The organism is Noviherbaspirillum sp. L7-7A, from assembly GCF_019052805.1.
GTDB lineage: Bacteria > Pseudomonadota > Gammaproteobacteria > Burkholderiales > Burkholderiaceae_D > Noviherbaspirillum_A.
On record NZ_JAHQRJ010000003.1, the window covers coordinates 416,665 to 438,623 of the forward strand.

Annotated in this window: 20 protein-coding genes; 1 reads left to right on the top strand and 19 read right to left on the bottom strand. The window is 65.2% G+C overall.

Annotated elements, in window-relative coordinates; translation table 11 throughout:
* Positions 1-45: 45 nt before the first annotated feature.
* From KTQ42_RS23365 to sdhC, 17 genes are all read right to left on the bottom strand, one after another.
* Positions 46-1,380, bottom strand: a complete 1,335-nt coding sequence (locus tag KTQ42_RS23365) for an ATP-binding protein (protein ID WP_217348006.1) — start codon at positions 1,378-1,380, stop codon at positions 46-48.
* Positions 1,377-2,036, bottom strand: a complete 660-nt coding sequence (locus KTQ42_RS23370; RefSeq protein ID WP_217348007.1) for a response regulator — start codon at positions 2,034-2,036, stop codon at positions 1,377-1,379. Before KTQ42_RS23370 ends, KTQ42_RS23365 begins: the two co-directional genes overlap by 4 nt.
* A gap of 81 nt (positions 2,037-2,117) precedes the next feature.
* A complete protein-coding gene (locus tag KTQ42_RS23375) occupies positions 2,118-5,240 on the bottom strand; it encodes a CusA/CzcA family heavy metal efflux RND transporter (RefSeq protein WP_217348008.1) in 3,123 nt (1,040 codons plus the stop codon).
* A gap of 7 nt (positions 5,241-5,247) precedes the next feature.
* A complete protein-coding gene (locus KTQ42_RS23380; RefSeq protein WP_217348009.1) occupies positions 5,248-6,450 on the bottom strand; it encodes an efflux RND transporter periplasmic adaptor subunit in 1,203 nt (400 codons plus the stop codon).
* Between the two features lie 5 nt (positions 6,451-6,455).
* Positions 6,456-7,721, bottom strand: a complete 1,266-nt coding sequence (locus tag KTQ42_RS23385) for a TolC family protein (RefSeq protein ID WP_217348010.1) — start codon at positions 7,719-7,721, stop codon at positions 6,456-6,458.
* A 368-nt stretch (positions 7,722-8,089) separates the two neighbouring features.
* Positions 8,090-8,230 (bottom strand): hypothetical protein, encoded by a 141-nt coding sequence (locus KTQ42_RS23390; RefSeq protein WP_217348011.1) that lies wholly within the window; start codon positions 8,228-8,230, stop codon positions 8,090-8,092.
* A 162-nt stretch (positions 8,231-8,392) separates the two neighbouring features.
* Entirely contained in the window at positions 8,393-8,695 is a 303-nt protein-coding gene (locus KTQ42_RS23395) for a DUF4148 domain-containing protein (RefSeq protein WP_217347605.1), read from the bottom strand.
* 682 nt (positions 8,696-9,377) lie between these two features.
* Positions 9,378-10,235: an isocitrate lyase/phosphoenolpyruvate mutase family protein gene (locus KTQ42_RS23400; protein WP_217348012.1), complete on the bottom strand. Its 858-nt coding sequence runs from the start codon at positions 10,233-10,235 to the stop codon at positions 9,378-9,380.
* Positions 10,232-10,741, bottom strand: coding sequence for a 3-isopropylmalate dehydratase (locus KTQ42_RS23405; protein ID WP_217348013.1), 510 nt, complete (start codon positions 10,739-10,741; stop codon positions 10,232-10,234). The genes KTQ42_RS23400 and KTQ42_RS23405 overlap by 4 nt, the downstream gene beginning before the upstream one ends.
* Complete coding sequence (locus KTQ42_RS23410) at positions 10,738-12,009, bottom strand: 3-isopropylmalate dehydratase large subunit (protein ID WP_217348014.1); 1,272 nt, start codon at positions 12,007-12,009, stop codon at positions 10,738-10,740. Before KTQ42_RS23410 ends, KTQ42_RS23405 begins: the two co-directional genes overlap by 4 nt.
* 5 nt (positions 12,010-12,014) lie before the next feature.
* Entirely contained in the window at positions 12,015-12,995 is a 981-nt protein-coding gene (locus tag KTQ42_RS23415) for a tripartite tricarboxylate transporter substrate binding protein (protein WP_217348015.1), read from the bottom strand.
* Positions 12,996-13,099: 104 nt separating this feature from the next.
* A complete protein-coding gene (locus KTQ42_RS23420) occupies positions 13,100-13,882 on the bottom strand; it encodes a GntR family transcriptional regulator (RefSeq protein WP_217348016.1) in 783 nt (260 codons plus the stop codon).
* 216 nt (positions 13,883-14,098) lie between these two features.
* Positions 14,099-15,442: a Gfo/Idh/MocA family oxidoreductase gene (locus KTQ42_RS23425; RefSeq protein WP_217348017.1), complete on the bottom strand. Its 1,344-nt coding sequence runs from the start codon at positions 15,440-15,442 to the stop codon at positions 14,099-14,101.
* Between the two features lie 83 nt (positions 15,443-15,525).
* Complete coding sequence (locus KTQ42_RS23430) at positions 15,526-16,236, bottom strand: succinate dehydrogenase iron-sulfur subunit (RefSeq protein WP_217344309.1); 711 nt, start codon at positions 16,234-16,236, stop codon at positions 15,526-15,528.
* A gap of 22 nt (positions 16,237-16,258) precedes the next feature.
* Positions 16,259-18,037: a succinate dehydrogenase flavoprotein subunit gene (gene sdhA, locus KTQ42_RS23435; protein ID WP_217344308.1), complete on the bottom strand. Its 1,779-nt coding sequence runs from the start codon at positions 18,035-18,037 to the stop codon at positions 16,259-16,261.
* A 2-nt stretch (positions 18,038-18,039) separates the two neighbouring features.
* Complete coding sequence (gene sdhD, locus KTQ42_RS23440; RefSeq protein ID WP_217344307.1) at positions 18,040-18,411, bottom strand: succinate dehydrogenase, hydrophobic membrane anchor protein; 372 nt, start codon at positions 18,409-18,411, stop codon at positions 18,040-18,042.
* A 4-nt stretch (positions 18,412-18,415) separates the two neighbouring features.
* Entirely contained in the window at positions 18,416-18,826 is a 411-nt protein-coding gene (gene sdhC / locus KTQ42_RS23445; protein ID WP_217348018.1) for a succinate dehydrogenase, cytochrome b556 subunit, read from the bottom strand.
* 147 nt (positions 18,827-18,973) lie between these two features.
* Here sdhC and KTQ42_RS23450 point away from each other — a divergent pair, with 147 nt between their 5' ends.
* Entirely contained in the window at positions 18,974-19,894 is a 921-nt protein-coding gene (locus tag KTQ42_RS23450; RefSeq protein WP_217348019.1) for a LysR family transcriptional regulator, read from the top strand.
* A 42-nt stretch (positions 19,895-19,936) separates the two neighbouring features.
* Here the strand turns inward: KTQ42_RS23450 and KTQ42_RS23455 are convergent, their stop codons facing one another.
* The gene (locus tag KTQ42_RS23455) at positions 19,937-20,908 is read right to left on the bottom strand and encodes a tripartite tricarboxylate transporter substrate binding protein (protein WP_217348020.1); all 972 of its coding nucleotides are present in this window, start codon (positions 20,906-20,908) and stop codon (positions 19,937-19,939) included.
* Between the two features lie 14 nt (positions 20,909-20,922).
* Complete coding sequence (locus tag KTQ42_RS23460; RefSeq protein WP_249223074.1) at positions 20,923-21,936, bottom strand: zinc-binding dehydrogenase; 1,014 nt, start codon at positions 21,934-21,936, stop codon at positions 20,923-20,925.
* Between the last annotated feature and the right edge of the window lie 23 nt (positions 21,937-21,959).

Sequence of the window (21,959 nt, forward strand, 5' to 3'; positions counted from 1 at the left end):
CTTGCGCAACAACAGCCGCCAGCGGAACGCGAAAAGCCGGGAAGATCAGGACTGGTGGCTGCCCGGCCCCGTAAGGACTCCGAACCGTATCCGCACCAGCAGCCCGCCGAGCGCCGCCCTGTCCATCATTACCGATGCGCCATGGCGGTCGGCGATGGCCTTCACAATGGCCAGGCCCAGCCCGCTTCCCCCTGGCGGCGAACCGGGCACCCGATAGAAGCGGTCGAACACCCGCTGCCGGTCCTGCTCGTGAATGCCAGGTCCGCTGTCCTCGATGGTCACCACGCCGGTATTGCCCTCGGCCTGCAGCGTGACGCGCACGGTGCCGTTTTCCGGGGTGTAGCGCACCGCATTGTCGAGCAGATTACGCAGCATGATCTGCCAGCCTTCGGCGTCGCCCACGACTTCCATGTCGCGCACGCCCTCGTACTGGATCTCGATGTTCTTCACGAGCGCGAAGCGCGCGGCATCGCCCGCCGCCAGTTCCAGGCAGGCCGGGATATCGACCCGCTTGACCGCGCCGCTCTGCAGCGGCGGGTCCTGGCGCGCCAGGTTGAGCAGCTGCTCCACCAGCCGCGAGGCGCGGTCTATGCCGCCCAGCAGCCGCTGCACGCCCTGCATCCGGGTTTCCTCGTCCTTGGCCCGCATCAGCGTCTGCACCTGCAGCCGCAGGGCCGTCAGCGGCGAACGCAGCTCATGGGCGGCATCGGCCACGAAGCGCTGCTGCGATTCCAGCGCATGCGACAGCCGCGTCAGCAAGGAGTTCAGCTCCGAGGTCAGGCCCGAGACTTCGGTAGGCACACCGCGCTCCGACACCGGCGCCAGCGAGCCGGCATCGCGGTTGGTCAGGTCTTCGCCAATGCGCTTCAACGGCGACAGCGCGGTGCTGACTACGCCCCAGGTCGCCAGCAGCAGCAACAGGGAGGTGGGTATGGTCGGCGACAGCGTCTTCAAGGCAAAGCTGGTCGCCCGGTCGCGCCGCACCTCCATGTTCTGCGCTACCTGGATGGTGCGGCCATGCGCCGTCAGCGCATACACCCGCCAGTCGCCATCGGCCAGCGCGACGGTGGCAAAGCCCGGTCCGTCCTGCTTGGGCGGAAAGTGCGCCACTGACGACTGATAGCGCTTGTGGCCATTCTCGTCCCACACCTGGATCGCGAAATCATAGGCATCGTCATTACCCACGCCGCGCCGGTACCAGTCCCATTCCTGGAAGTCGCTGTCCTGCAGCGCAGAAGCCATCTGCTCCATGTGGTAGTCGAACAGCTTGTTGGCCTCATGCCGGGCGGCGCTGTAGGACGTGGCGAACTGGATCACAGCAGCCACGATGATTTCGGCGCCCAATAGCAACAGCAGGCGCACGCGCAGCGAACGGATCATGTCTTGCCAACCATGTAGCCCAAGCCGCGCACATTGATCACGACCTGCTGCCCGAGCTTCTTGCGCAGGCCGTGGATGTAGACCTCGATCGCATTGCTTTCGACTTCCCCGGACCAGCCGTACAGCCGCTTCTCCAGCTGCTCGCGCGACAGGATGGCGCCCGGCCGCAGCACCAGCGCTTCCAGGATCTCCCACTCGCGCGCCGACAGCATCACCTGCTTGCCCGCCAGCTGCACCTGGCGGGTATCGATCTGCACCACGACGTCGCCGTTGCGATAGACCCGCTCGAAGCCACCGCGCACCCGGCGCATCAGCGCCTCCAGGCGAGCGATCAGCTCGTCGAGGTCGAACGGCTTGACCAGGTAGTCGTCGGCGCCGCTGCGCAGGCCATGCACCCTTTCCGCTACGGTGTCGCGCGCGGTCAGCACAAGCACCGGCATCGCATTGCCCTCGGCGCGCAGCTTGCGCAGGATGTCGACGCCGTCGCGGTAAGGCAGGCCGAGGTCGAGCAGCATCGCGTCATACGGCCGGCTTGCAATGGCCGCCTCGGCCTGCATGCCGTCCTTGACCCAGTCCACCGACAGGTTCTCGCCTTCCAGCGCGATCTGGATGCTCTCGCCGATCATCTCATCGTCTTCCACCAAGAGTATCTTCATTGCCTCCCCCTGCTCCTTCGCTGGCCCGTGCGGCCCGCCATGGCGCTGACATTACCATGGCAACCGCTACCGGCATACGCCTTACACGCCGTCGTCGCCCTTGTGATTGCCGGTATCGTCGAACCACTGGTACAGGGCCGGCAGCACCACCAGCGTCAGCAGCGTCGACGTCACCAGCCCGCCGATCACCACGATGGCCAGCGGCCGCTGCACTTCCGAGCCCGGCCCGGTGGAGAACAGGAAAGGCACCAGGCCTAACATCGCGACCGTGGCGGTCATCATCACCGGCCTAAAGCGCGAGGTGGCGCCAAGCTGGGACGCTTCCCGCAGCGGCGTGCCGGCCCGGCGCAGGCTGCGGATATAGGACACCAGCACCACGCCGTTAAGCACCGCAATGCCCCACAGCGCAATAAAGCCCACCGATGCCGGCACCGACAGGTACTCGCCGGCGATGAACAGCCCGAAGATGCCGCCGATGGAAGCAAACGGCAGCACCATGATGATCAGCGTTGCCAGCTTGAGCGAGCCGAACAGCAGGAACAGCAGGAAGAAGATGGCGGCAATCGTCACCGGCACGATGATGGATAGGTGGCCCAGCGCGCGTTCCATGTTCTGGAACTGGCCGCCCCACTCCAGACGGTAGCCTTCCGGCAGCGCCACCTGCTTTTCCACCGCCGCGCGCAACTCGGCCACGAAGCCACCGAGGTCACGGTCCTTCACGTTCACGCCCACCACGATGCGGCGCTGCGCCGCCTCGCGCGAGATCTGCGCCGGGCCGTCATGCACCGTGATGGTGGCGACGTTTTCCAGGCGCACCGCCGCGCCGTCGGCGGTAGTGATGAGCTGGGAGCGTATTGCCGCGACATTGTTGCGGAAGGACTCCGGCAGCCGTACCACCGCATTGTAGCGGCGGGTGCCTTCATAAATCTCGGTGGCAACTTTGCCGCCGATCGCGGTCTCGATCACGTCATGCACGTCGGCCACGTTGATGCCCAGCCGCGCAATCGCCTGGCGGTTGATGTCCACCGACAGGTACTGCTGGCCCGCCACCTGCTCGACCCGCAGGTCATAGGCGCCGGCCACACCGCGCGCCACGCGGGCGATCTCGTCGGCCTTCTTCTTAAGCGTGTCGATGTCCTCGCCGAACACCTTCACGGCCACATCGGAACGCACGCCGGTCACCATTTCATCGACCCGGTCCGAGATCGGCTGGGCCATCACGATCTGCACGCCCGGCAACTGCAGCAGCTTCTTGCGGATCTCCTCGGCGATGTCGTCCTGGTTCCAGCCGTCGGGCCATTCATCGCGCGGCTTCAGGCTGACGATGGGCGTGGACTCGTTCTGGCCCTGCGGATCGGCCGGCGACTCGCCGCGGCCCACCGACGACACCGCCGACTTCACGCCCGGCACCGTCATCACCAGGGCCATGGCCTTCTGCTCCATGCGGATCGATTCCTCTAGCGAGATGTTGGGCACACGGTTAATGCCCGGCACCACCGATCCTTCCTTCATCTCCGGAATGAAGGCCGTGCCCAGCAGTGGCACCACCGCCAGCGAACCTAGGAACACCACCACCGCGCCGATGAAGGTTTTCTTGGGTGACTCTAGCGCCGCCCGCAGCAGGGGCAGGTAGGGCTTCTTCATCGCCGCGATCAGCCGGGTGTCGTGCTCGCCGTCGCCAGGCTCAACCTTGAGCAGATAGGACGACAGCACCGGCGTCAGGGTCAGCGACAGGAACAGCGAGATGAACAGCGCAATCGCGATGGTATAGGCTAATGGCGCGAACATCTTGCCTTCCATGCCCGATAGCGTCATCAGCGGCAGGAACACCAGGATGATGATGCTGATGCCGAAGATCACCGGCGTGGCCACTTCCATCACCGCCGGCAGGATACGCTGCAGCCGGTTCTGCTGGCCTGCCGGCCGCGCAAGATGGACGTGGGCGTTTTCCACCACCACCGCCGGGCCGTCCACCATCAAGCCGATCGCAATGGCCATGCCGCCCAGCGACATCAGGTTGGCCGACAGGCCGAAATGATTCATCACGATGAAAGTCAACAGCGGCGTCAGCACCAGCGTGGCTACCACGGCCAGCGACGAACGCACGTCGCCCAGAAACAGGAACAGCACCACCACCACCAAAATGACGCCTTCGATCAGCACCTTGATCACGGTGTACAGTGCCGAATCGACCAGTTCCGAGCGGTCGTAATAAGACACGATGCGCAGGTCGTCGGGCAGCATGCCCTTGTCATTAATTTCCGCCACCCGCTCCTGGATGCGCGACACCACTTCCTTCGCATTACCGCCGCGCAGCATCATCACCACGCCACCCACCGATTCGGTAACGCCGTTCTTCACCAGCGCGCCGACCCGCACGTCGTGGCCGATCTGCACGTCTGCCACGTTGCGTATCATTACCGGCACGCCGCCGCTTTCCTTCAGCACGATATTGCGGATGTCCTCGGTGTCCTTGATCAGGCCCAGGCCGCGGATCAGGTACTGCTCCGCGAATTGCGGCAGCACGCCGCCGCCGGAGTTGGCATTGTTCAGCGCCAGCGAACGGTAGACTTCCTGCAGCGTGATGCCGTAGTGGCGTAGCCGATCCGGGTTCACCAGCACCTGGTACTGCTTCACGTAGCCGCCCTGGGAATTGATTTCGGCCACGCCCGGTATCGAGCGCAGCAGCGGCCGCACCACCCAGTCCTGGGTATTGCGGCGCCGGGTCAGTTCTTCCACCGACAGCGTGCGGTCGCCATCGTCGGCGCGTTCCAGGGTGTACTGATAGACCTCGCCGAGTCCGGTGGACACCGGCCCCAATATGGGCGTGACATTTTGCGGTAGCCGCTGGCCGATCTCGATCAGGCGCTCCATCACCAGCTGGCGCGCGAAATACACATCGGTCTGGTCGGTAAACACCAGCGTGATCAGCGACAGCCCGGCCTTGTTCAGCGAACGGATCTCGGTCATTGCCGGCAAGCCTGTCATCGAGATCTCGATGGGCGCCGTCACCAGCCGTTCCACTTCCTCGGGCGAGCGGCCCGGCGCTTCGGTGGCGATCTGCACCTGCACATTGGTAACGTCAGGGAAGGCATCGACCGAGAGTTTTCTTGCGGCATTTAGGCCAAAGGCCATCAACACGAATGCCAGCACGACCACGATCAGGCGCTGGTTCAGGGCGCCCTTGATAAGGGATTGGATCATGGTGGCGTCACTCGCTCAGCAGCATGCGCTTGCGTTCATTGTTGAGATGGAAGGCGCCTTCGACCACGACCCGGTCGTCGGGCTGCAGCCCGCTTTCCACCGGTCGCACGCCGGCGAATTCTGGCCCCAGCTTGACCTTCACCATGCGGAAGCGGCCGTTGCCTTCGTCCTTCAGCACATGGTCTTCATCGCTTTCCCGCACCACCGCGCCGGCCGGCACCGCCAGCTTGTCCACTGGACGGCTGGCGATCAGCATCGTGGCCAGCATCGCCGGCTTGAGCATGCGCTCGGGGTTGTCGAGCTCGGTACGCACGGTGACGGTGCGCCGCTCGGCATCGACCGTGGCGCCTACATACACCAGCTTGCCTTCGACGCGCTGGTCGCCCAGCGCTGGCACCTCGACCTGCACGCTCTGCCCAACCTTGATGCCATTGATCTGCTGCTCGGGCACCTCGGCCACCACCCAGACCCGCGACAGGTCGGCAATGGTAAATAGCATGTCCGCCGGCTGGGTCACCTGGCCCAGCGCGACCTTGTGCTCCACCACCACGCCGGGCGCGGTGGCGATGATCTGCGAGGTCGAGTTGATGGTGCCGCTGTTGCCCAGTGCGCGGATGGCGCCGGCGCTCATGCCTTGCACTCGCAGCTGTTCGGCGGCGGCGCGCTTTTCGGCTTCCGCAATGGCCAGTTCGCTTTCCCGCTTCTGCAGTTCGGCCGAGCCGATCACGTCGGCCGCCAGCAGTTGCCTGGCACGCTCGACATTGCGCTGGTTCAACCTGGCGCGGGCATCGGCGCTCAGGTAACTGAGTTGCGAGGTGCCGAGCTCGGTGCTGTTGAGCTGGGCCAGCAGGTCGCCCGCCTTGACGCTTTGACCGCGGGTGACATGCAGCTGGGTCACGCGCCCGGTGACGTTGGCGCCGATGCGCGCCACCCGGTATTGGTCGAAGTCGACATGGCCGGCAATGCGCTCGGTCTGGCTGATTGGCACCGTCGTCACCGGCTTGACTACCAGCTCGCGCTGCATCTCGGCGCTGGCCGTAACCAGGGTCGGGTCCTTGCGCTGCGCTTGGGCATCCTTGGTCGCGGGGGCCTTTGCCGTGTCCGCGTCTTTGGAAGAGTCGCATGCGGCAAGCAGCGCCAGCGGCAGCAGCAGCGCGGCGGCGCACAGGCCGGCCCTGCCACGCGCGGTCGGGAATGGGAAAGCGTTCATCGTTGTTATTCCTGATTCAGGGTTTGAATATCAATCAGCGCGGCGCGGCGCTCGAAGCGGGCGGAGATCAGCTCGTTGCGGGCGCTGCGGTAGACCCGCTGCGCATCGAGGTAATCGAGAATACCGCGCTCGCCGAAGCGATACGCCGCTTCCGCCACCCGCAGCGCCGCCTCGGCTTGGCGGATGATGCCGGACTCCAGGGCACTGACCTGGTTGCTGCCGATCTGGTATTGCTGGTAGGCGTTGGAGACCTGCTGGCGCAGGTCGAACTCGGCCTGTTCCTGCTCGAACTGTAGCCGCGACAGCTGGGCGGTGGCTTCGGCCACCGGTCCGCGTCGGCGGTCCCAGATAGGAATGGTGACGGTAACGCCAAAGCGGGTGCTGCGCACTTCCGGGTCCTCGTCGTAGCCGGCGCGCAGCGTGACAGCCGGCGTGCGCAATGCGCGCTCCAGCCCGAGCTGTTCACGTCCGCGCAGGGTCAGCGCGCGGGCACGCGCCAGGCCCGCATTGCGCTCCAACACCTGCGTTTCCAACGTGGCCAGCGGCGGCAGTTCGGGCAAGGGTTCGATCTCGGCATTGACGTCGAAATTCAGTGGTAGCACATTGCCCACACTGTTGCGCAGCGCGGCCTTGGCCTGTTCGACCCGCAGCCGCGCGCTCTGTGCCTGCTTCTGCGCATTGAGCAGTTCGGCATCGGCCCGGATGATGTCGTAGCGCGGCGCCTCGCCGGTGGACACCCGCACCGAGACCCGTTCCCGCACCTGCTCCGAGGTTTTCAAATCCTGCTCGGCGGCATCGAGCTCGGACTCCCGCCGCAGCACATCGTAGTAGCGCAGCTTGACCATACGCACCAGCTCCTGCCGTGACAAACGCAGCTGCGCCTGTTCGGCGGTCAGGCTGGCGGTTGCGGCACTGATGCGGGCATTGCGCTGGCCAGGAAGGTCCAGCCGCTGCGCTAGCGTCACGCCATGGGTATTGCCGGCGATGGCGGTAGGAACACGGGCGCGCTGCGAGCCGTTGGCCCATTCCACTTCGGGGTTCGGGTAAGCGCGAGCGGTATCGATGGCGGCGACTGCGCCATTGACGCCTTCGGCTGCCGCCCGCAGCCTTGGATGCTGCTCCTGCGCCAGTCCGACCAGTTGCGAAAGGGAATACTTCTCCTGTGCCTGGACCGGCGCGCCGATGCAGAATAGCGCGCCGACGCAGAGCGTCAGCCGCAACAAGGAAGCGACCGCGCGCGGCGCGGCCAGGGATTGATCATTGCCTGACATTGTTGTTGGCACTCCGTATGCGCTGCCTCTGCAGCCTTGCGAGAAAGGGATGGATGCGCGCCGGCCGCTTGGCGGCGGGCGCGCTCCCGACGCTGCGCATGGTAATGATGGAAACTTAGGGGGAACTTAATCCACGGCAGAAGGCGATGTTGCCGCGTTGCGCGGACAGGGTTTTGCTGGAATGGCAGCGTGATCGGCCTGATGCCGCACATCATGCGTACCCGACTGCGGGGCAACGGCGCGCCACCATGGGGCGCTGCATAGCGGGTCTGTGCCGGCCGTGAAGCGGTTTTGCGTTGTCAACGACATCTAACACGGCACCCGGTAAAGCTAGCTGCCCATCATCCCCGGCAGGCAGCCAGCATCGATCAGAATGCCCCTTGAAAAGGCTTCCTACCTATCATGGCGCCATGCATGAAGATCATGCCAAGGCTGCCCAGCATGGCAAGCGCCCCTATTGCTGCCAGAAGGATGACCACGCTGCGCACCACGCCTGACCAGACGTTCATCGCAAGCTCCTTTCCCCCTGTTAGGCAAGGAATTTGCCACGAAGTGCGCGCGACGTCATGGGTACCGCAGATAGGGCAAAAGCCGGCATGCGCCGGCTTTTGCTGTTTCAGGCCGGCCGCCCTGCAGGGCGCAGCCGGGTGCTGCTTCGAAGTCGATACTGCTTAGCCGCCGAAGTAGGTGTCGTTCACATCGCCGTAATGGCGGATGGAAGCAGCACGGATAGCTTCGGCGCGCACGTCCTGGCGGCTGCGGCTGCTGGAAGCGTAGACCGTGTCCTGGCCGTCATGCTGGCGCTGGGCAATCGCGCCTTCCGAGGCGGCTTGGGCCAGGTCCTGGCGCACTTCGGCGCGGGTGGCGCGGGACTGGAAGCCGGCGTCCGGGGCAACGAATTCGGTCTGCTGGGCAAAGGCCGAACCGGCGGCGGCGAAGACGGCAACGGCGGTGATAAGGTTCTTGACGTTCATGGTGTTCTCCAAATGAAGGTTGAGGAAGCGGGCACGGCGGTCAAGGCATTCAGGAGTCAAGTCTGCCCGTCGGGTCCTGCTTCGGTGAACCGCACCGGCTGGTGCGTTCATCGATGGACACAGTGTACTTATCCCTCTGGTTGCAATAAACAGCACACGAATCAATGCACCATTTCATTTTTAGGAATAAACGCACTTTTCCACAGCTGGGGTTCAAGTAATTTTCCTGCGGCAGACGGCGTGTCAAGCACAAACACAACTTATGCCGCCTCAGAGTTATTTTCCAAGGAGCAAAGAGGCCTGGTGACTTAAGTTGCCGTTGAAGTTGCCGTTCAACTTCCCAATGAGCGCGCCGGGACGGCAATGCAGGAAGCGGATAAGGTGCGGCGTCTGTTCGACTGGAGCGAAGCGGAGCGAGTTTGGCCGCGCCCCGCTTCCTGCATTGCCGTCCCGGGCACCCCGCGCAGCGGGCCGCGACCATGGGGTCCGCCTTTTTTGGCAAAGTAAAAAAGAGGAAGTCGCCTGCCGGGGCGAACTCCCGGCCTGGTCAGGATGCAAGTCCATGCGCAGTGTTCCATCAGCTCAAGGACATGCGTATTGGTACCCCACCCCAAACATGTGCGTATTGGTGCGCCAGGCATAACGATGTCACTGTGAAGCAGCATTCAGCACTGACTAGGCCCTATCCCTCATACTGCCGCCCCCTCTCCAGAATCCCCGCCGTCCCCAGCACTCCATTCAGCGCATCAAAGTCCAGCATCCGCCCTGCATTCCCCTGGTTGCTGCCAGCGTCGTGCAACTGCTGGAAGTAGGCGTCGAGCGCATGCGCTACCGCCCGCACCGTGCCGCCAGGGAAGATCGCCAGACGGTAGCCGATCTCCTGCAGTTCCTGCGCATTCTTCAACGGCGTCTTGCCGCCTTCGACCATGTTGGCCAGCAGCGGCACCCTGGCGCCAAAGCGCTCGGTGACGATGCGCATCTGCGCCACGTCGCGAACGGCTTCGATGAACAGTACGTCAGCGCCGGCCTCAAGATACATCTCGGCGCGGTCCAGTGCCGCGTCGAAACCATCAACCGCCACCGCGTCGGTGCGGGCAATGATCAGCGTCTGGTCGGACTCCCGCGCATCCAGCGCCGCCCGGATCTTGCCAGCCATCTCGCCGGCGCCAATCAGCTGCTTGCCATCCAGATGACCGCAGCGCTTCGGACTGGTCTGGTCCTCCAGCTGAATCGCCGACGCGCCAGCGCGCTCGAAGCGCCTGACAGTGCGCTGCACGTTCAGGGCATTGCCGAAGCCGGTGTCGGCATCGATGATCACTGGCAGCGCGGTGCGCTCGCGTATCGCGGCCATGGTGTCGCAGACCTCGGCGAAGCTGACCAGGCCGATGTCGGGCGCGCCCAGCCGGGTATAGGCAATGCTGGCGCCCGACAGGTACAACGCCTCGAAGCCTGCGCGCTCGGCCATCAGCGCCGAGAAGGCGTCATAGACGCCGGGCGCGATCAGGATTTGCTGCTGTTGCAGCTGTTGTTTCAGGGTCATTCCGTCTTCTCCTTGTCCTTTTGCTGCTGCGCCAGCTGCTTCTTCAGATGCGGCAGCAGTCCGCCGTCTTCCACCATCGCCATCAGAAAGCCGGGGATTGGCTCGCAAGGCAATGTTAGGCCTTGTTGCGGCAGCAGGATGCGGCCCGCCACCGGGTCGACCGCGATCGCCGCGCCGTCGGGTATGCCGCCGATATCCGGGCACACCAGCGCCATCAGCCCCAGGTTCAGCGCATTCCGGTAAAAAATGCCGCCGAAGGACTGCGCCAACACGGCGCGGATGCCCAGCGCCTTGAGCGCCTGCGGCGCCTGCTCGCGTGAGGAGCCGATGCCGAAGTTGCGCCCGGCAACTAGGATGTCGCCTTCGCACACTCCACCGGCAAAGTCCGGGCGCACCGCTTCCAGGCAGTGCATGGCAAGCTCCGCGATCGGCAGCTTCATGTACTGGCCGGGCGCCATCACGTCGGTATCGACGCCATCGCCGAACTTCCAGACCCGCGCGCTCATCGGCTTTCCTCCAGCAATGGCCGCGGGTCCGTGATGCGCCCCGCTACTGCCGACGCTGCCACCGTGTAGGGCGAGGCCAGCCAGACCTGGCTGCTGTCGGCGCCCATGCGGCCTTTGAAGTTGCGCGCGGTCGACGAGATCACGCGCTCGCCGTCGGCAAAGCGGAACTGGCCGTAGCCGGCGCAGGCGCCGCAGCCGATCGGCAGGATCTGCGCGCCGGCATCGGCCAGCGCGTGCAGCGTCCCTTCCGACTGCGCCGCCTGCTGGTCGCGCAACGAGGCCGGCGCCACCAGCAGGCGCTTACCCGCCGCCACCCGCCGGCCGCGCAGGATGCGGGCGGCCATGCGCAGGTCGGCCAGCTTGGCGCCGGTGCAGGCGCCGATATAGGCGGTGTCGATTTCCTGGCCCGAGGCGCCCTCGACCGGCCCGGCATTGGCAGGGCTGTGCGGCGCGGCCACCTGCGGCGCCAGCGCTGAGGCGTGGAATGCGTGGTGCGCCAGCAGCGGCGCTCCGGGATCGGTATGCCAGTCGGCATCCGGTCCGTCCGCAGCGCCCGCGGCGTGCAGCCAGGCGCGCGTGGTCGCATCCGGCGCCACCAGCCCGGCCTGCGCGCCCAGTTCGGCGGCCATATTGGCCAGCGTCATCCGCTCCTGCATCTCCAGCGCGGCCACCGCCTCGCCGGCAAATTCCACCGCCTGGTACTGGCCGCCATCCATGCCCAGCTTGCCGCACAGGAACAGCATCGCATCCTTGGCCGAGACACCGTCCGGGAAACGGCCCATCCATTCGATCAGGATGGTGCCGGGCACCTTTAGCCAGATCTCGCCGGTCACCAGCACGCCCAGCATTTCGGTCGCGCCTATGCCGAACATGTAGGCGCCGAAAGCGCCGCCGGTGCTGGAATGACTGTCGCCGCCGACGATCAGCATGCCGGGGCGGACATGCCCGCGTTCCGGCAGCACAACGTGGCAAATGCCCTCTTCGTCATGGAAGTGGCGGATGCCGGCATCGCGCACCCAGTCGCGGGTAAAGCGCAGGATCTGCTGTGAGTCCTTGTCCTCGGCCGGCACGTAATGGTCGGTGACGATCACGTAGCGGTCAGGGTCCCATACCTTCGCGCCCAGCGAGTCCAGCATCGGCGCCACTCGGCGCGGGCCGGAAGAATCGTGCGACATCGCCAGGTCGACCCTACAGGTAACGATCTCGCCAGGCTGCACCGTCTCCCTGCCGGCGGCGCGGGCAATGATTTTCTGCGCAAGCGTATGCATGGGCGCTACTCCGCGACGGCGCCGGAGAATTTCACGACCTTGGCCCAATGTTGCACGTCGCGCGCGACGAACTCGCCGAACTGCTGCGGCGGCATCGCGCTCGGGGTACCGCCGTCGGTTTCCAGCTTCTTCACAAAAGCCGGGTCCTCGATCGCCTTCTTCGCCGCTTCGTAGAGCCGCTGCGTCACATCGGCCGGCATCCTGGCAGGGCCGAACAGGCCGAACCAGGCATTGGACTCGAAGCCCTTGACCGTCCTGCCGATCGGCGGCACGTTGGGGAACTGCGGCATTGGCGTGGCGCTGGTCACGCCCAGCAGCTTGATCTTGCCGCTCTGCACATGCGGCAGCACGTTGAGCGCGCTGGCGAACATCAGTTCGACATGGCCGGCCAGCACGTCGGTGATGGCCGGGTTGGTACCCTTGTAGGCGACGTTGACGATATTGACGCCGGTCATCATCTTCAGTTGCTCGCCTGCCAGGTGCAGCGAGGAACCGCTGCCGCCGATGGCGAAATTGAGCGCGCCTGGATTCTTCTTCGCATAGTCCAGCAGTTCAGCCAGCGTATTGGCTGGCACGTTCTGGTTGGCGATCAGCACGCTGGGGACGGTGGCGACCATGGTGATTGGCGTAAAATCCTTGACCGGGTCGAACGGCAGCTTCGGGTACAGCGAGGCGTTGATGGTGTGGCTGGTGAAGCTCATCAGGATGGTTTCGCCATTGGGCGCGCTCCTGGCGACCGCCTCGGCGGCGATGTTACCGCCGGCGCCGCCGCGGTTTTCCACGATCACTGGACGTTTCAGGCTCACTTCCATGCCGCGCCCCACGGCACGCGCCAGGGTATCGGTGGTGCCCCCGGCCGGCGCGCCAACGATGATCTTGATCGGCCGGGAATTGTCCTGGGCCAGCGCGGACGCGGCGGCCATGCTCATGGCGGCAACGGCCAGGGCGGCCGCGACGCGGCGCAGGGTGGGTCGGTTAGTGTGCATGCATGTCTCCTTGATGTCTGATTCCTGATGGTTGCCAGCCGGTCTGCGCCGGCCTGTCTGCTCCCTTGTCCTTGCCGCTTGCTGGCGCCGCGCGGCAGCTGCGCCTACGGCCGCGCAGCCTCGTCCTTCTGGACCCAGACGCGCGCCTCCTCGTCGCCGCCGCGCCAAAGGTCCATCCGGTACGCGTAGCGGTCGGGCCGGTACAGGCCCTGCAGCCATTGCACCGGCCGGCCATCCACGTCCAGCACCAGGCGCCTGACCGCCAGCAGCGGCGCGCCCACCGGCACCGCTAGCAGCGCAGCGATGTCAGTGTCGGCCAGCCGCGCCGAAATGGTCTGTCGGGCGTGTCCCACTTTCACGCCCTGCTCTTCCAGCAGCGTCAGCATGGGCCGCGCGCGCAAGGCCTCGGCATGCAGGCGCTCGCCGATCGCCACCGGCACGAAGGTCGCGATATGCGATACCGGCCCCTTGTCGATGCTGCGCACCCGCACCGTCCTGATCGCGGCCTCCCCGGCCGCCAGCCCGAGTTCGCCGGCAATCTCGGGCGACGGCACGGCACGCTCCAGGCAGATCACGCGCACCGAAGTGTCCAGCGCCGAGCTGATGATGTTTTCCAGCAGGCCAGCGGCGCGCCGCTGCTCCAGCGTCTGCCTCACCACCGCCGGGTTGACGAAGGTGCCGGCCCCGCGTCGGCGGGTGACCAGACCCTCCTGCACCAGCTGGTCGAGCGCCTTGCGCATCGTGATGCGCGACACTTTGTACTGTCGCGCAAGATCGAGTTCGCCCGGAAGTGGCAGGGTGGCGTCGCAGTCGGCGACGCAGCGGTCGCGCAGGACCAGATAGATCTGGTGGTACAGGGGCACCACCGAGCCCGGGACGGCTTGCATGGGAGCGAGGAAAGAAAGTAAGGTGCGCCGATCTTATATATGACCTAATGTCCTGTCAATAGGACATTTAAGCCGACACTTGGCCAAATACATGCGCGCCCGGTCGCAGCCGAGCTTGCAGGCGCGCTACGAGACGAGAGGGGAACAACCGGAACAGGCAAATGAGAAGCGGCAGTGCCGGAAGCGGCGCCAAGCCGCTTTCCGGATACACGGACCTTAAGCAGCCCGGCCGTACACGGATTCCATTTCGCGCCGGATCCGCACCGCCAGCGACGATGCGTCGACGTCGACATCGCCCCAGCCAACCGCCTGGCCCGCCTTCACCGGATTCTTCAGGCGCACGCCATGCGCCAGCCCCAGTGGCAAGCCCCCCAGCCGCAGCGATTCCTGGGCTGGCAGCAATTTGCCATACACCGTGAAGCCGCCCTCGCCGTCCAGCATTTCGCCAACTGCGAGATCACGTTTGGCGGTGGCCACCACGTCGCCGTGCCAGCACACCGGCGCGCCGGTCGGCTCGCCGCGCAGCCCCACGGACGCCACGCTGATCCCCAGTTCCAGGCCGATCAGGTGATAAGGCTTGTACATGGACGAGTACTCGCCGCTGACATCGGTCTTCAGGCCATATTCGCTAAAGCAGCGCTTTACATAGTCGCTGCCCGCTGCGAAGGTCACATACACCCCCCAGCGCAGGTCGCGCGGCACTGGAGAACCGTCGCGCTGCAGGCTAGATATCACTTCCACCTGGCCGCGCTGCGCCAGGATGCCGCCGTCAGTCCGGGGCTTCAGGATCGCTGCTAGATCATCGACATCCACTGCCGGAAAGGCTAGGCCGTTCGGCGCCAGCAGGCCGGCGGCATTGGCCACGGCCGCCATCTCGATCGCGCTCTTGGTGCCGTCGAGGAAGCTGTTGAACATTTGCGCATTCATGCCGCCCTGCTTGGCGTCCTCGGCCGACAGGCCGTAGTGCTGCCATACCGTCTCGGGCGTGGAGGCATGATAGGTCGGCAGATATTTGGTGCCCTTGCCGGCCGCCACCACCTCAAAGCCGGCAGTGCGCGCCCAGTCCACCATCTCGCAAATCAGCGCCGGCTGGTCGCCATAGGCCAGGGAATAGACGATGCCAGCCTCGTCGGCCTTGCGCTTCAACAGCGGGCCGGCCAGCGCATCGGCCTCGACATTGACCATTACGATGTGCTTCCTGTGCTCGCAGCAGGCCAGCACGTGGCCAATGCCGGCGGCCGGGTTGCCGGTGGCTTCGATGATGATGTCGATATGGGGAGAAGCGATCAGCGCCTGGCTGTCTTCGATGATGGCAGTGGCGCCATTGCTGGCAGCCTGATCCAGCGTGCTCGCAGCGTAGCGCTCGGCGGTCCAGCCAAGGTTGGCGAGTGACTGTCTCACCCGCGTAGGCGCCAGGTCTGCGATGCCAACCAGGTGCACGCCGGGCGTGCGCGGCACCTGGGACAGATACATGGAGCCAAACTTGCCGGCCCCGATCAAACCGACCCGCAGCGGCTTGCCTTGGCGCCCGCGGGCTTCCAGTTTGGCGAAAAGATTCACGAGGTCTCCTTGATGTCGTTGTTGTCAGGAGCGCTCTTTATAACACCTCGGTCGTCAGTGCGTCATAGGACAATGCTCGGGCTTCACACCGCGCGGCGGACCAGCAGCTCCTTGATCTTGCCGATGGCTGCGTTCGGGCTCAGGCCCTTGGGGCAGACGTCGACGCAGTTCATGATCGAGTGGCAGCGGAACAGGCGGTACGGATCTTCCAGGTTGTCCAGGCGCTCGCCGGTGGCTTCGTCGCGGCTGTCGGCGATGAAGCGGTAAGCCTGCAGCAGACCTGCCGGACCGACGAACTTGTCCGGGTTCCACCAGAACGACGGGCACGAGGTCGAGCAGCAGGCGCACAGGATGCACTCGTACAGGCCATCCAGCTCCTCGCGCTCTGCCGGATACTGCAGGCGCTCCTTCTCCGGCGGGATCGTGTTGTTGATCAAAAACGGCTTGATCGAGTGGTACTGCTTGAAGAAGTTGGTCATGTCCACGATCAGGTCGCGGATCACCGGCAAGCCCGGCAGCGGACGCAGCACGATCGGCTGGCTCAGCTCGTTCAGGTTGGTGGTGCAGGCCAGGCCGTTCTTGCCGTTGATGTTCATCGCGTCCGAGCCGCACACGCCTTCGCGGCAGGAGCGGCGCAGCGCCAGCGAATCGTCCACATCGGCCTTGATGCGCTGCAGTGCGTCCAGCAGCATCTTGTCGGTGTCCTTCAGCTCGACCGTCAGGTCCTGCATGTAGGGCTTGGCATCCTTGTCCGGATCGTAGCGGTATATCTTGAATTTGACTGTGCGTGGCATGGTCTGTGTTCTCTGTAGGCGTTCAGAAGGTGCGGGCTTTGGGCTTGAAGGTCTCGACCGTCAGCGGCCTGGTTTGCACCGGCTTGTATTCCAGGCGGTTGCCCTCGGAGTAGAACAGGGTGTGCTTCATCCAGTTCTCGTCGTCGCGCTTCTCGAAGTCGCGGTGGGCATGCGCGCCGCGCGATTCCTTGCGCGCCGCCGCCGAGGTGATGGTGGCCTTGGCCGTCTCGATCAGGTTGTCCAGCTCCAGCGCTTCCACCCGCGCCGTGTTGAACACCTTGGACTTGTCCTTGAACGACACATGCTTCCTGCGCTCGTCCAGCACCATGATTTCCTTGTAGCCCTGCTGCAGCAGCTCGTCGGTGCGGAACACGCCGCAGAAGTGCTGCATGGTGGCGCGGATGTCGTTGGCCACGTCCTGCACCCGCTCCGAACCCGTGGAGGTTTCCAGCTTGGCCAGGCGCGACAGCGCCAGGTCGGCCGCATCCGCCGGCAGGTCCTTGTTGCTGCGGGCCTTGAGGTTGCTGCCCACCACATGGTTGCCGGCCGCGCGGCCAAACACCAGCAGGTCCAGCAGCGAGTTGGTGCCCAGGCGGTTGGCGCCGTGCACCGACACGCAGGCGCATTCGCCCACCGCGTACAGGCCGTTGACGATCTCGTTGGGGTTGCCGTTCTTCGGCGCCACCACCTGGCCGTAGATGTTGGTCGGAATGCCGCCCATCTGGTAATGGATCGTCGGCACGACCGGGATCGGCTCCTTGGTCGCATCCACATTCGCAAACTTGTGGCCGATCTCCAGAATCGACGGCAGCCGCTTCTGGATGGTCTCGGCGCCGATGTGGCGCAGGTCCAGCAGCACATGGTCCTTGTTGGGGCCGCAGCCGCGGCCTTCCTTGATCTCCTGGTCCATCGAGCGCGACACGAAGTCGCGCGGCGCCAGGTCCTTCAGCGTGGGCGCATAGCGCTCCATGAAGCGCTCGCCATTGCTGTTGATCAGGATGCCGCCCTCGCCGCGCACGCCTTCGGTGATCAGCACGCCCGCGCCGGCCACGCCGGTCGGGTGGAACTGCCAGAACTCCATGTCTTCCAGCGGCAGGCCGGCGCGGGCGGCCATGCCCATGCCGTCGCCGGTGTTGATGAAGGCATTGGTCGATGCCGCCCAGATGCGCCCGGCGCCGCCGGTGGCCAGGATCGTGGTCTTGGCTTCGAGCATCATCACGTCGCCGGTTTCCATCTCCAGCGCCACCACGCCCAGCACGTCGCCCTCGGCGTCGCGGATCAGGTCAATGGCCATCCACTCGACGAAGAAGTGGGTCTTGGCGCGCACGTTGCGCTGGTACAGCGTGTGCAGCATCGCATGGCCGGTCCGGTCGGCCGCGGCGCAGGCGCGCTGCACCGGCTTCTCGCCGAAGTTGGCGGTATGGCCGCCGAACGGGCGCTGGTAGATGGTGCCGTCGGGGTTGCGGTCGAACGGCATGCCGAAGTGCTCGAGCTCGTAGACGACCTTGGGCGCTTCGCGGCACATGAACTCGATGGCGTCCTGGTCGCCCAGGTAGTCGCCGCCCTTGACGGTGTCGAACATGTGCCAGTACCAGTTGTCCTCGGACATGTTGCCCAGCGAGGCGCCGACGCCGCCCTGTGCGGCCACGGTGTGGGAGCGGGTCGGGAAGACCTTGGACAGCACCGCCACGTTCAGGCCGGCCTCCGCCAGTTGCAGCGAGGCGCGCATGCCGGAACCGCCCGCGCCGACGATGACCACATCGAAGCGACGGGATGGGATGGAAGATTTGATTGCTGCCACGATTACACTCTCCAGAGAATCTGCGCCGCATAGCCGGCGCAACCGATCAACCACACGATGGTGGCACTTTGCAGCAAGAGGCGGGCGACGACGGGCTTGACATAGTCCATCCAGATGTCGCGCATACCGACCCAGACGTGATAGAACATCACGAGCAGGGTGACGAAGGTGGCGATCTTGAACCACTGGCGGGCGAACATGCCGGCCCAGCCTTCATAGCTGAAATTGCTGCCTGTGAGGAAGGTCGCCAGGATGATGACGGTATAGAGGGCCATGACGATGGCGGTGATGCGCTGGGCCAGCCAGTCGCGAAAGCCATAGTGGGCGCCGACGACGAGGCGCTTGGAGCCGATGTTGTTGTGCTTGAGGGCCATGGTGTCAGAACACTCCGAACAGTTTCAGGGCGACCAGGAGGGTCAAAAACAGGCTGATGGCCAGCACGCTGGCGGCCGAGTGGCGCGAGCCTTCCTTGCTCAGGCCCATGTGCATGTCCATGAACAGGTGGCGGATGCCGGCGGCGAAGTGGTGCAGGTAGGCCCAGGACAGGGCCAGGATGATCAGCTTGATATACCACTGCGAGGCAAAGCCGCGCAGGTAGTCGAACGAGATTTCAGAGGTGATGCTGCGTTCGAGCAGGTAGAGCACGAAGGGCAACAGCAGGAACATCAGCGCGCCGCTGATGCGATGCAGGATGGATACCACGCCGGCCAATGGCAGGCGGTAGTGCATCAGCTGCGTGACGTGGATATTGCTGTACTGCGGCCGGCTTTTGCTTGCAGTGTTTGACATGGAAGGCCTCATAAGCCCTGCGCGCCTGGCATGGTTGCCGGAGACAGGACGATTGGTGATTCATTCGGGAACCGTATTGTCGTACAACCGCGTTATACTGTCCAATATCTGGATGGTCTGCCTGATATATCTTTTAGAGATACCACAATGGAATTAAGGCATTTACGCTATTTCCTGGCGGTAGCCCAGGAGGGCAACGTGACGCGGGCGGCGGAAAAGCTGGGCATCGGCCAGCCGCCGCTGAGCCAGCAGATTCTCGCGCTCGAACGGGAACTGGGCGTGCCGCTGTTCCGCCGCACCGGGCACGGCGTGACGCTGACCGAAGCCGGCACGGCGCTGCTAGCCGACACGAAGCGGCTGCTCGACGATGCGCAGCATGCGATGCAGAATGCCCAGCGCGCCGGGCGCGGCGAGACCGGCCACCTGAGTCTGGGCTTTACCGCCTCGTCCGCCTTCAATCCAACCGTGCCGGCCCTGATACGCGACTTCCGCAATGCCTATCCCGGCGTCGGCCTGACCCTGATCGAAGGCAATACCACGCAGTTGCTGGTGCACCTCGAGGAGGGACGGCTCGACCTCGCCTTCCTGCGCCCTGGCACGCATTCCTTTACCGGCATTGCGCTGTACCAGATCGTCAACGAGCCGATGAAGGTGGTGCTGCCCGCGACCCATCCGCTGGCCAGGCACCGCAAGCTAGTGCTGTCGCAGCTGGCCGAGGAATCCTTCGTGCTGATGCCGCGCGAAGCCAGCCCCACGCTGCACAGCGAGATCCTGTCGGCCTGCCACGAGGCGGGATTTGAACCCAGGCTGGGCCAGCCGGCGCCGCAGCTCTCCTCGGTGGTGAGCCTGGTGTCGGCGGAATTCGGCATTTCCATTGTGCCGGCGTCGGTCAGCCAGATCCGGGCCGAAGGCGTGGTCTACATCGATATCGCCGGCGCCAGCGTCAGAACCCGGCTGGCACTGGCCTCGCGGGAGAATGATGGCTCGGCGAAGACCGCGAATTTTCTGAATGTGGTCAAACAGGCCCGTGAGGGCAAGCGAGAGAAAGCGAGCGGCGATGGCGGCTAAGGGCGGTTGTGGACGAGCCTGCCGCGCCGCCCGGATCAGGAATCACTCGATCTTCGCCCCCGAATCCCGCGACAACTTGGCCCAGAAAGGCGTGTCCTTTTTCAGGAAGGCAGCGAAGTCGGCAGGCGATGCCGACAGCGCCACATCGGTTCCCTCGCGCGCCAGTGCCGCCTTGACCTCGGGCCGCTGCACCGCCACCGCGGTGGCGTCATACAGCTTTTTGATCACGTCCGGCGGCGTGCCGGCCGGCACGAAGAAGCCGTACCAGAAGTCCAGCTGATACGCCGGCAGGCCGGCCTCCTTCATGCCGGGCAAGTCAGGCACCAGCGGCGAGCGCTCCAGCGTGCTGACCGCCAGGCCGCGCAGGCGGTTGGCCTTGATGAAGGGCAGCACCGACGGCGGTGTCGCGAAGGTGACTTGCGTGTCGCCGGCGATCACGGACTGTATCGCCGGAGCGCCGCCCTTGAACGGGATGTGGGTGATCTCGGTGCCGGCAAGCTGGTTGAACAGTACGCCGCCCAGATGCGGCGCCGAACCGCTCCCGGCGGAAGCAAAATTGAGCGTGCCCGGCGCCTTCTTCGCCGCGGCAATCAGCTCGGCGATCGAGGTGATGCCCAGCGATGGATTGGTTGCAATCACCAGCGGAGAGTTGGTGATCTTCGTTACCGGCACCAGCGACTGCACCGCTGGCAGGCGTTTCGGGTCGAGCGCCGGATTCACGGAGATGCTGCTGGGGCTGGCGATGAGCAAGGTATAGCCGTCGGGCGCAGCCTTGGAGACGAAGTCGGCGGCGATACTGGAACCAGCCCCCGGCTTGTTTTCGATGACCACCGGCTGGCCGAGCGCGCGCGACAGCGCCTCGCCGACGTTGCGGCCAACATAGTCGGCGGCGCCGCCAGGCGTGAAGCCGACCACCAGGCGCAGCGGCCGGTCAGGATAAGACTGCGCAACGGCGTTCGTGCACAGGCTGGCAAGCGCCAGCATTGAAACTGCAGCCACTGTTCCGGTTCTCATGTTGTCTCCTCGCTTCAGTTGGACCGCTCGCCGGACTGCTCGTTAAGCTGCTCCACGGCGATCACTATTTTCCCCAGATGGGCATTCGATTCCATTGCGGCCCGTGCTTCAGCGAGCCGGTCGAAGGGATAGACCTCCCCAATCAGCGGACGCACCCGGCCATCGGCCAGCATCGGCAGCACGTCCTGACGGAACCGTTGCGCGGCGGCGGCCCGCCCGGCGCTGCCAAGCTGCTTGTTGGATACGCCGAACAGCACCAGCCGGCGCGCATGCAGCGCCTGCAGGTCGATGTCGGCATGCAGCACGCCGTCGACATAGCCAACGGTGGCAAGCCTGCCTTCGAAGGCCATGCAGCGCAGGCATTCGGCAAACACCGAGCCGCCTACGCTGTTGATCACCAGGTTCACGCCAGCGCCGCCGGTCGCCTGCATGACCGCATCATGGAAGTCCGGGCCACGGGTGCACAGGCCGATATCCAGGCCGTGCGCAGCCAGCGCGTCGAGCTTGGCCTGCGAGCCGGAGGTGCCGATCACGCGGGCGCCCAGCGCATGGGCAAGCTGCAGCGCAGCCGTGCCGACGCCCGAGGTCACGCCGGCAATCAGCAGCCATTTACCGGCGGCGAGCCGGCCCTGCGTCATCAGCATGTCATGCGCAACCATGTAGGTAATGGGCGTGCCGGCCGCCTCCGCCCATGACAGGCCGCCAGGCACCGGCATCGCTTCGGCCTCGTTGATGAGCGCATACTGCGACAGCGCGCCGTTAAAGCGGCCCATCACTCGCTGGCCGGGCGCGAAGCGGCTTGCCCCCGGCCCTGCCCGCGCCACCACGCCGGCGCCGTCCAGGCCGATCGCCTTGGCGCTGCCGGCCTTGGTCAGGCCATGGCCGATGATAAATTCGCCGCGGTTGAGGCTGGCGGCATGCACCTTCAGCAGCAGCTGGCCCGGCCCCGGCTCGGGCACGGGAACGCTGCGCATTTCGATGCGCGGCTCGGCCGGCGCGGTATCCATCCACCAGGATTGCATGTCCATCAGCTTGTCTCCTCCACCCGGCG

Bases quoted from the DNA above. Each gene is read 5' to 3' on its own strand.
- KTQ42_RS23365 (WP_217348006.1), bottom strand. From the start codon at position 1,380: ATGATCCGTTCGCTGCGCGTGCGCCTGCTGTTGCTATTGGGCGCCGAA.
- KTQ42_RS23370 (WP_217348007.1), bottom strand. From the start codon at position 2,036: ATGAAGATACTCTTGGTGGAAGACGATGAGATGATCGGCGAGAGCATC.
- KTQ42_RS23375 (WP_217348008.1), bottom strand. From the start codon at position 5,240: ATGATCCAATCCCTTATCAAGGGCGCCCTGAACCAGCGCCTGATCGTG.
- KTQ42_RS23380 (WP_217348009.1), bottom strand. From the start codon at position 6,450: ATGAACGCTTTCCCATTCCCGACCGCGCGTGGCAGGGCCGGCCTGTGC.
- KTQ42_RS23385 (WP_217348010.1), bottom strand. From the start codon at position 7,721: ATGTCAGGCAATGATCAATCCCTGGCCGCGCCGCGCGCGGTCGCTTCC.
- KTQ42_RS23390 (WP_217348011.1), bottom strand. From the start codon at position 8,230: ATGAACGTCTGGTCAGGCGTGGTGCGCAGCGTGGTCATCCTTCTGGCA.
- KTQ42_RS23395 (WP_217347605.1), bottom strand. From the start codon at position 8,695: ATGAACGTCAAGAACCTTATCACCGCCGTTGCCGTCTTCGCCGCCGCC.
- KTQ42_RS23400 (WP_217348012.1), bottom strand. From the start codon at position 10,235: ATGACCCTGAAACAACAGCTGCAACAGCAGCAAATCCTGATCGCGCCC.
- KTQ42_RS23405 (WP_217348013.1), bottom strand. From the start codon at position 10,741: ATGAGCGCGCGGGTCTGGAAGTTCGGCGATGGCGTCGATACCGACGTG.
- KTQ42_RS23410 (WP_217348014.1), bottom strand. From the start codon at position 12,009: ATGCATACGCTTGCGCAGAAAATCATTGCCCGCGCCGCCGGCAGGGAG.
- KTQ42_RS23415 (WP_217348015.1), bottom strand. From the start codon at position 12,995: ATGCACACTAACCGACCCACCCTGCGCCGCGTCGCGGCCGCCCTGGCC.
- KTQ42_RS23420 (WP_217348016.1), bottom strand. From the start codon at position 13,882: ATGCAAGCCGTCCCGGGCTCGGTGGTGCCCCTGTACCACCAGATCTAT.
- KTQ42_RS23430 (WP_217344309.1), bottom strand. From the start codon at position 16,236: ATGCCACGCACAGTCAAATTCAAGATATACCGCTACGATCCGGACAAG.
- sdhD (WP_217344307.1), bottom strand. From the start codon at position 18,411: ATGGCCCTCAAGCACAACAACATCGGCTCCAAGCGCCTCGTCGTCGGC.
- sdhC (WP_217348018.1), bottom strand. From the start codon at position 18,826: ATGTCAAACACTGCAAGCAAAAGCCGGCCGCAGTACAGCAATATCCAC.
- KTQ42_RS23450 (WP_217348019.1), top strand. From the start codon at position 18,974: ATGGAATTAAGGCATTTACGCTATTTCCTGGCGGTAGCCCAGGAGGGC.
- KTQ42_RS23455 (WP_217348020.1), bottom strand. From the start codon at position 20,908: ATGAGAACCGGAACAGTGGCTGCAGTTTCAATGCTGGCGCTTGCCAGC.
- KTQ42_RS23460 (WP_249223074.1), bottom strand. From the start codon at position 21,936: ATGGACATGCAATCCTGGTGGATGGATACCGCGCCGGCCGAGCCGCGC.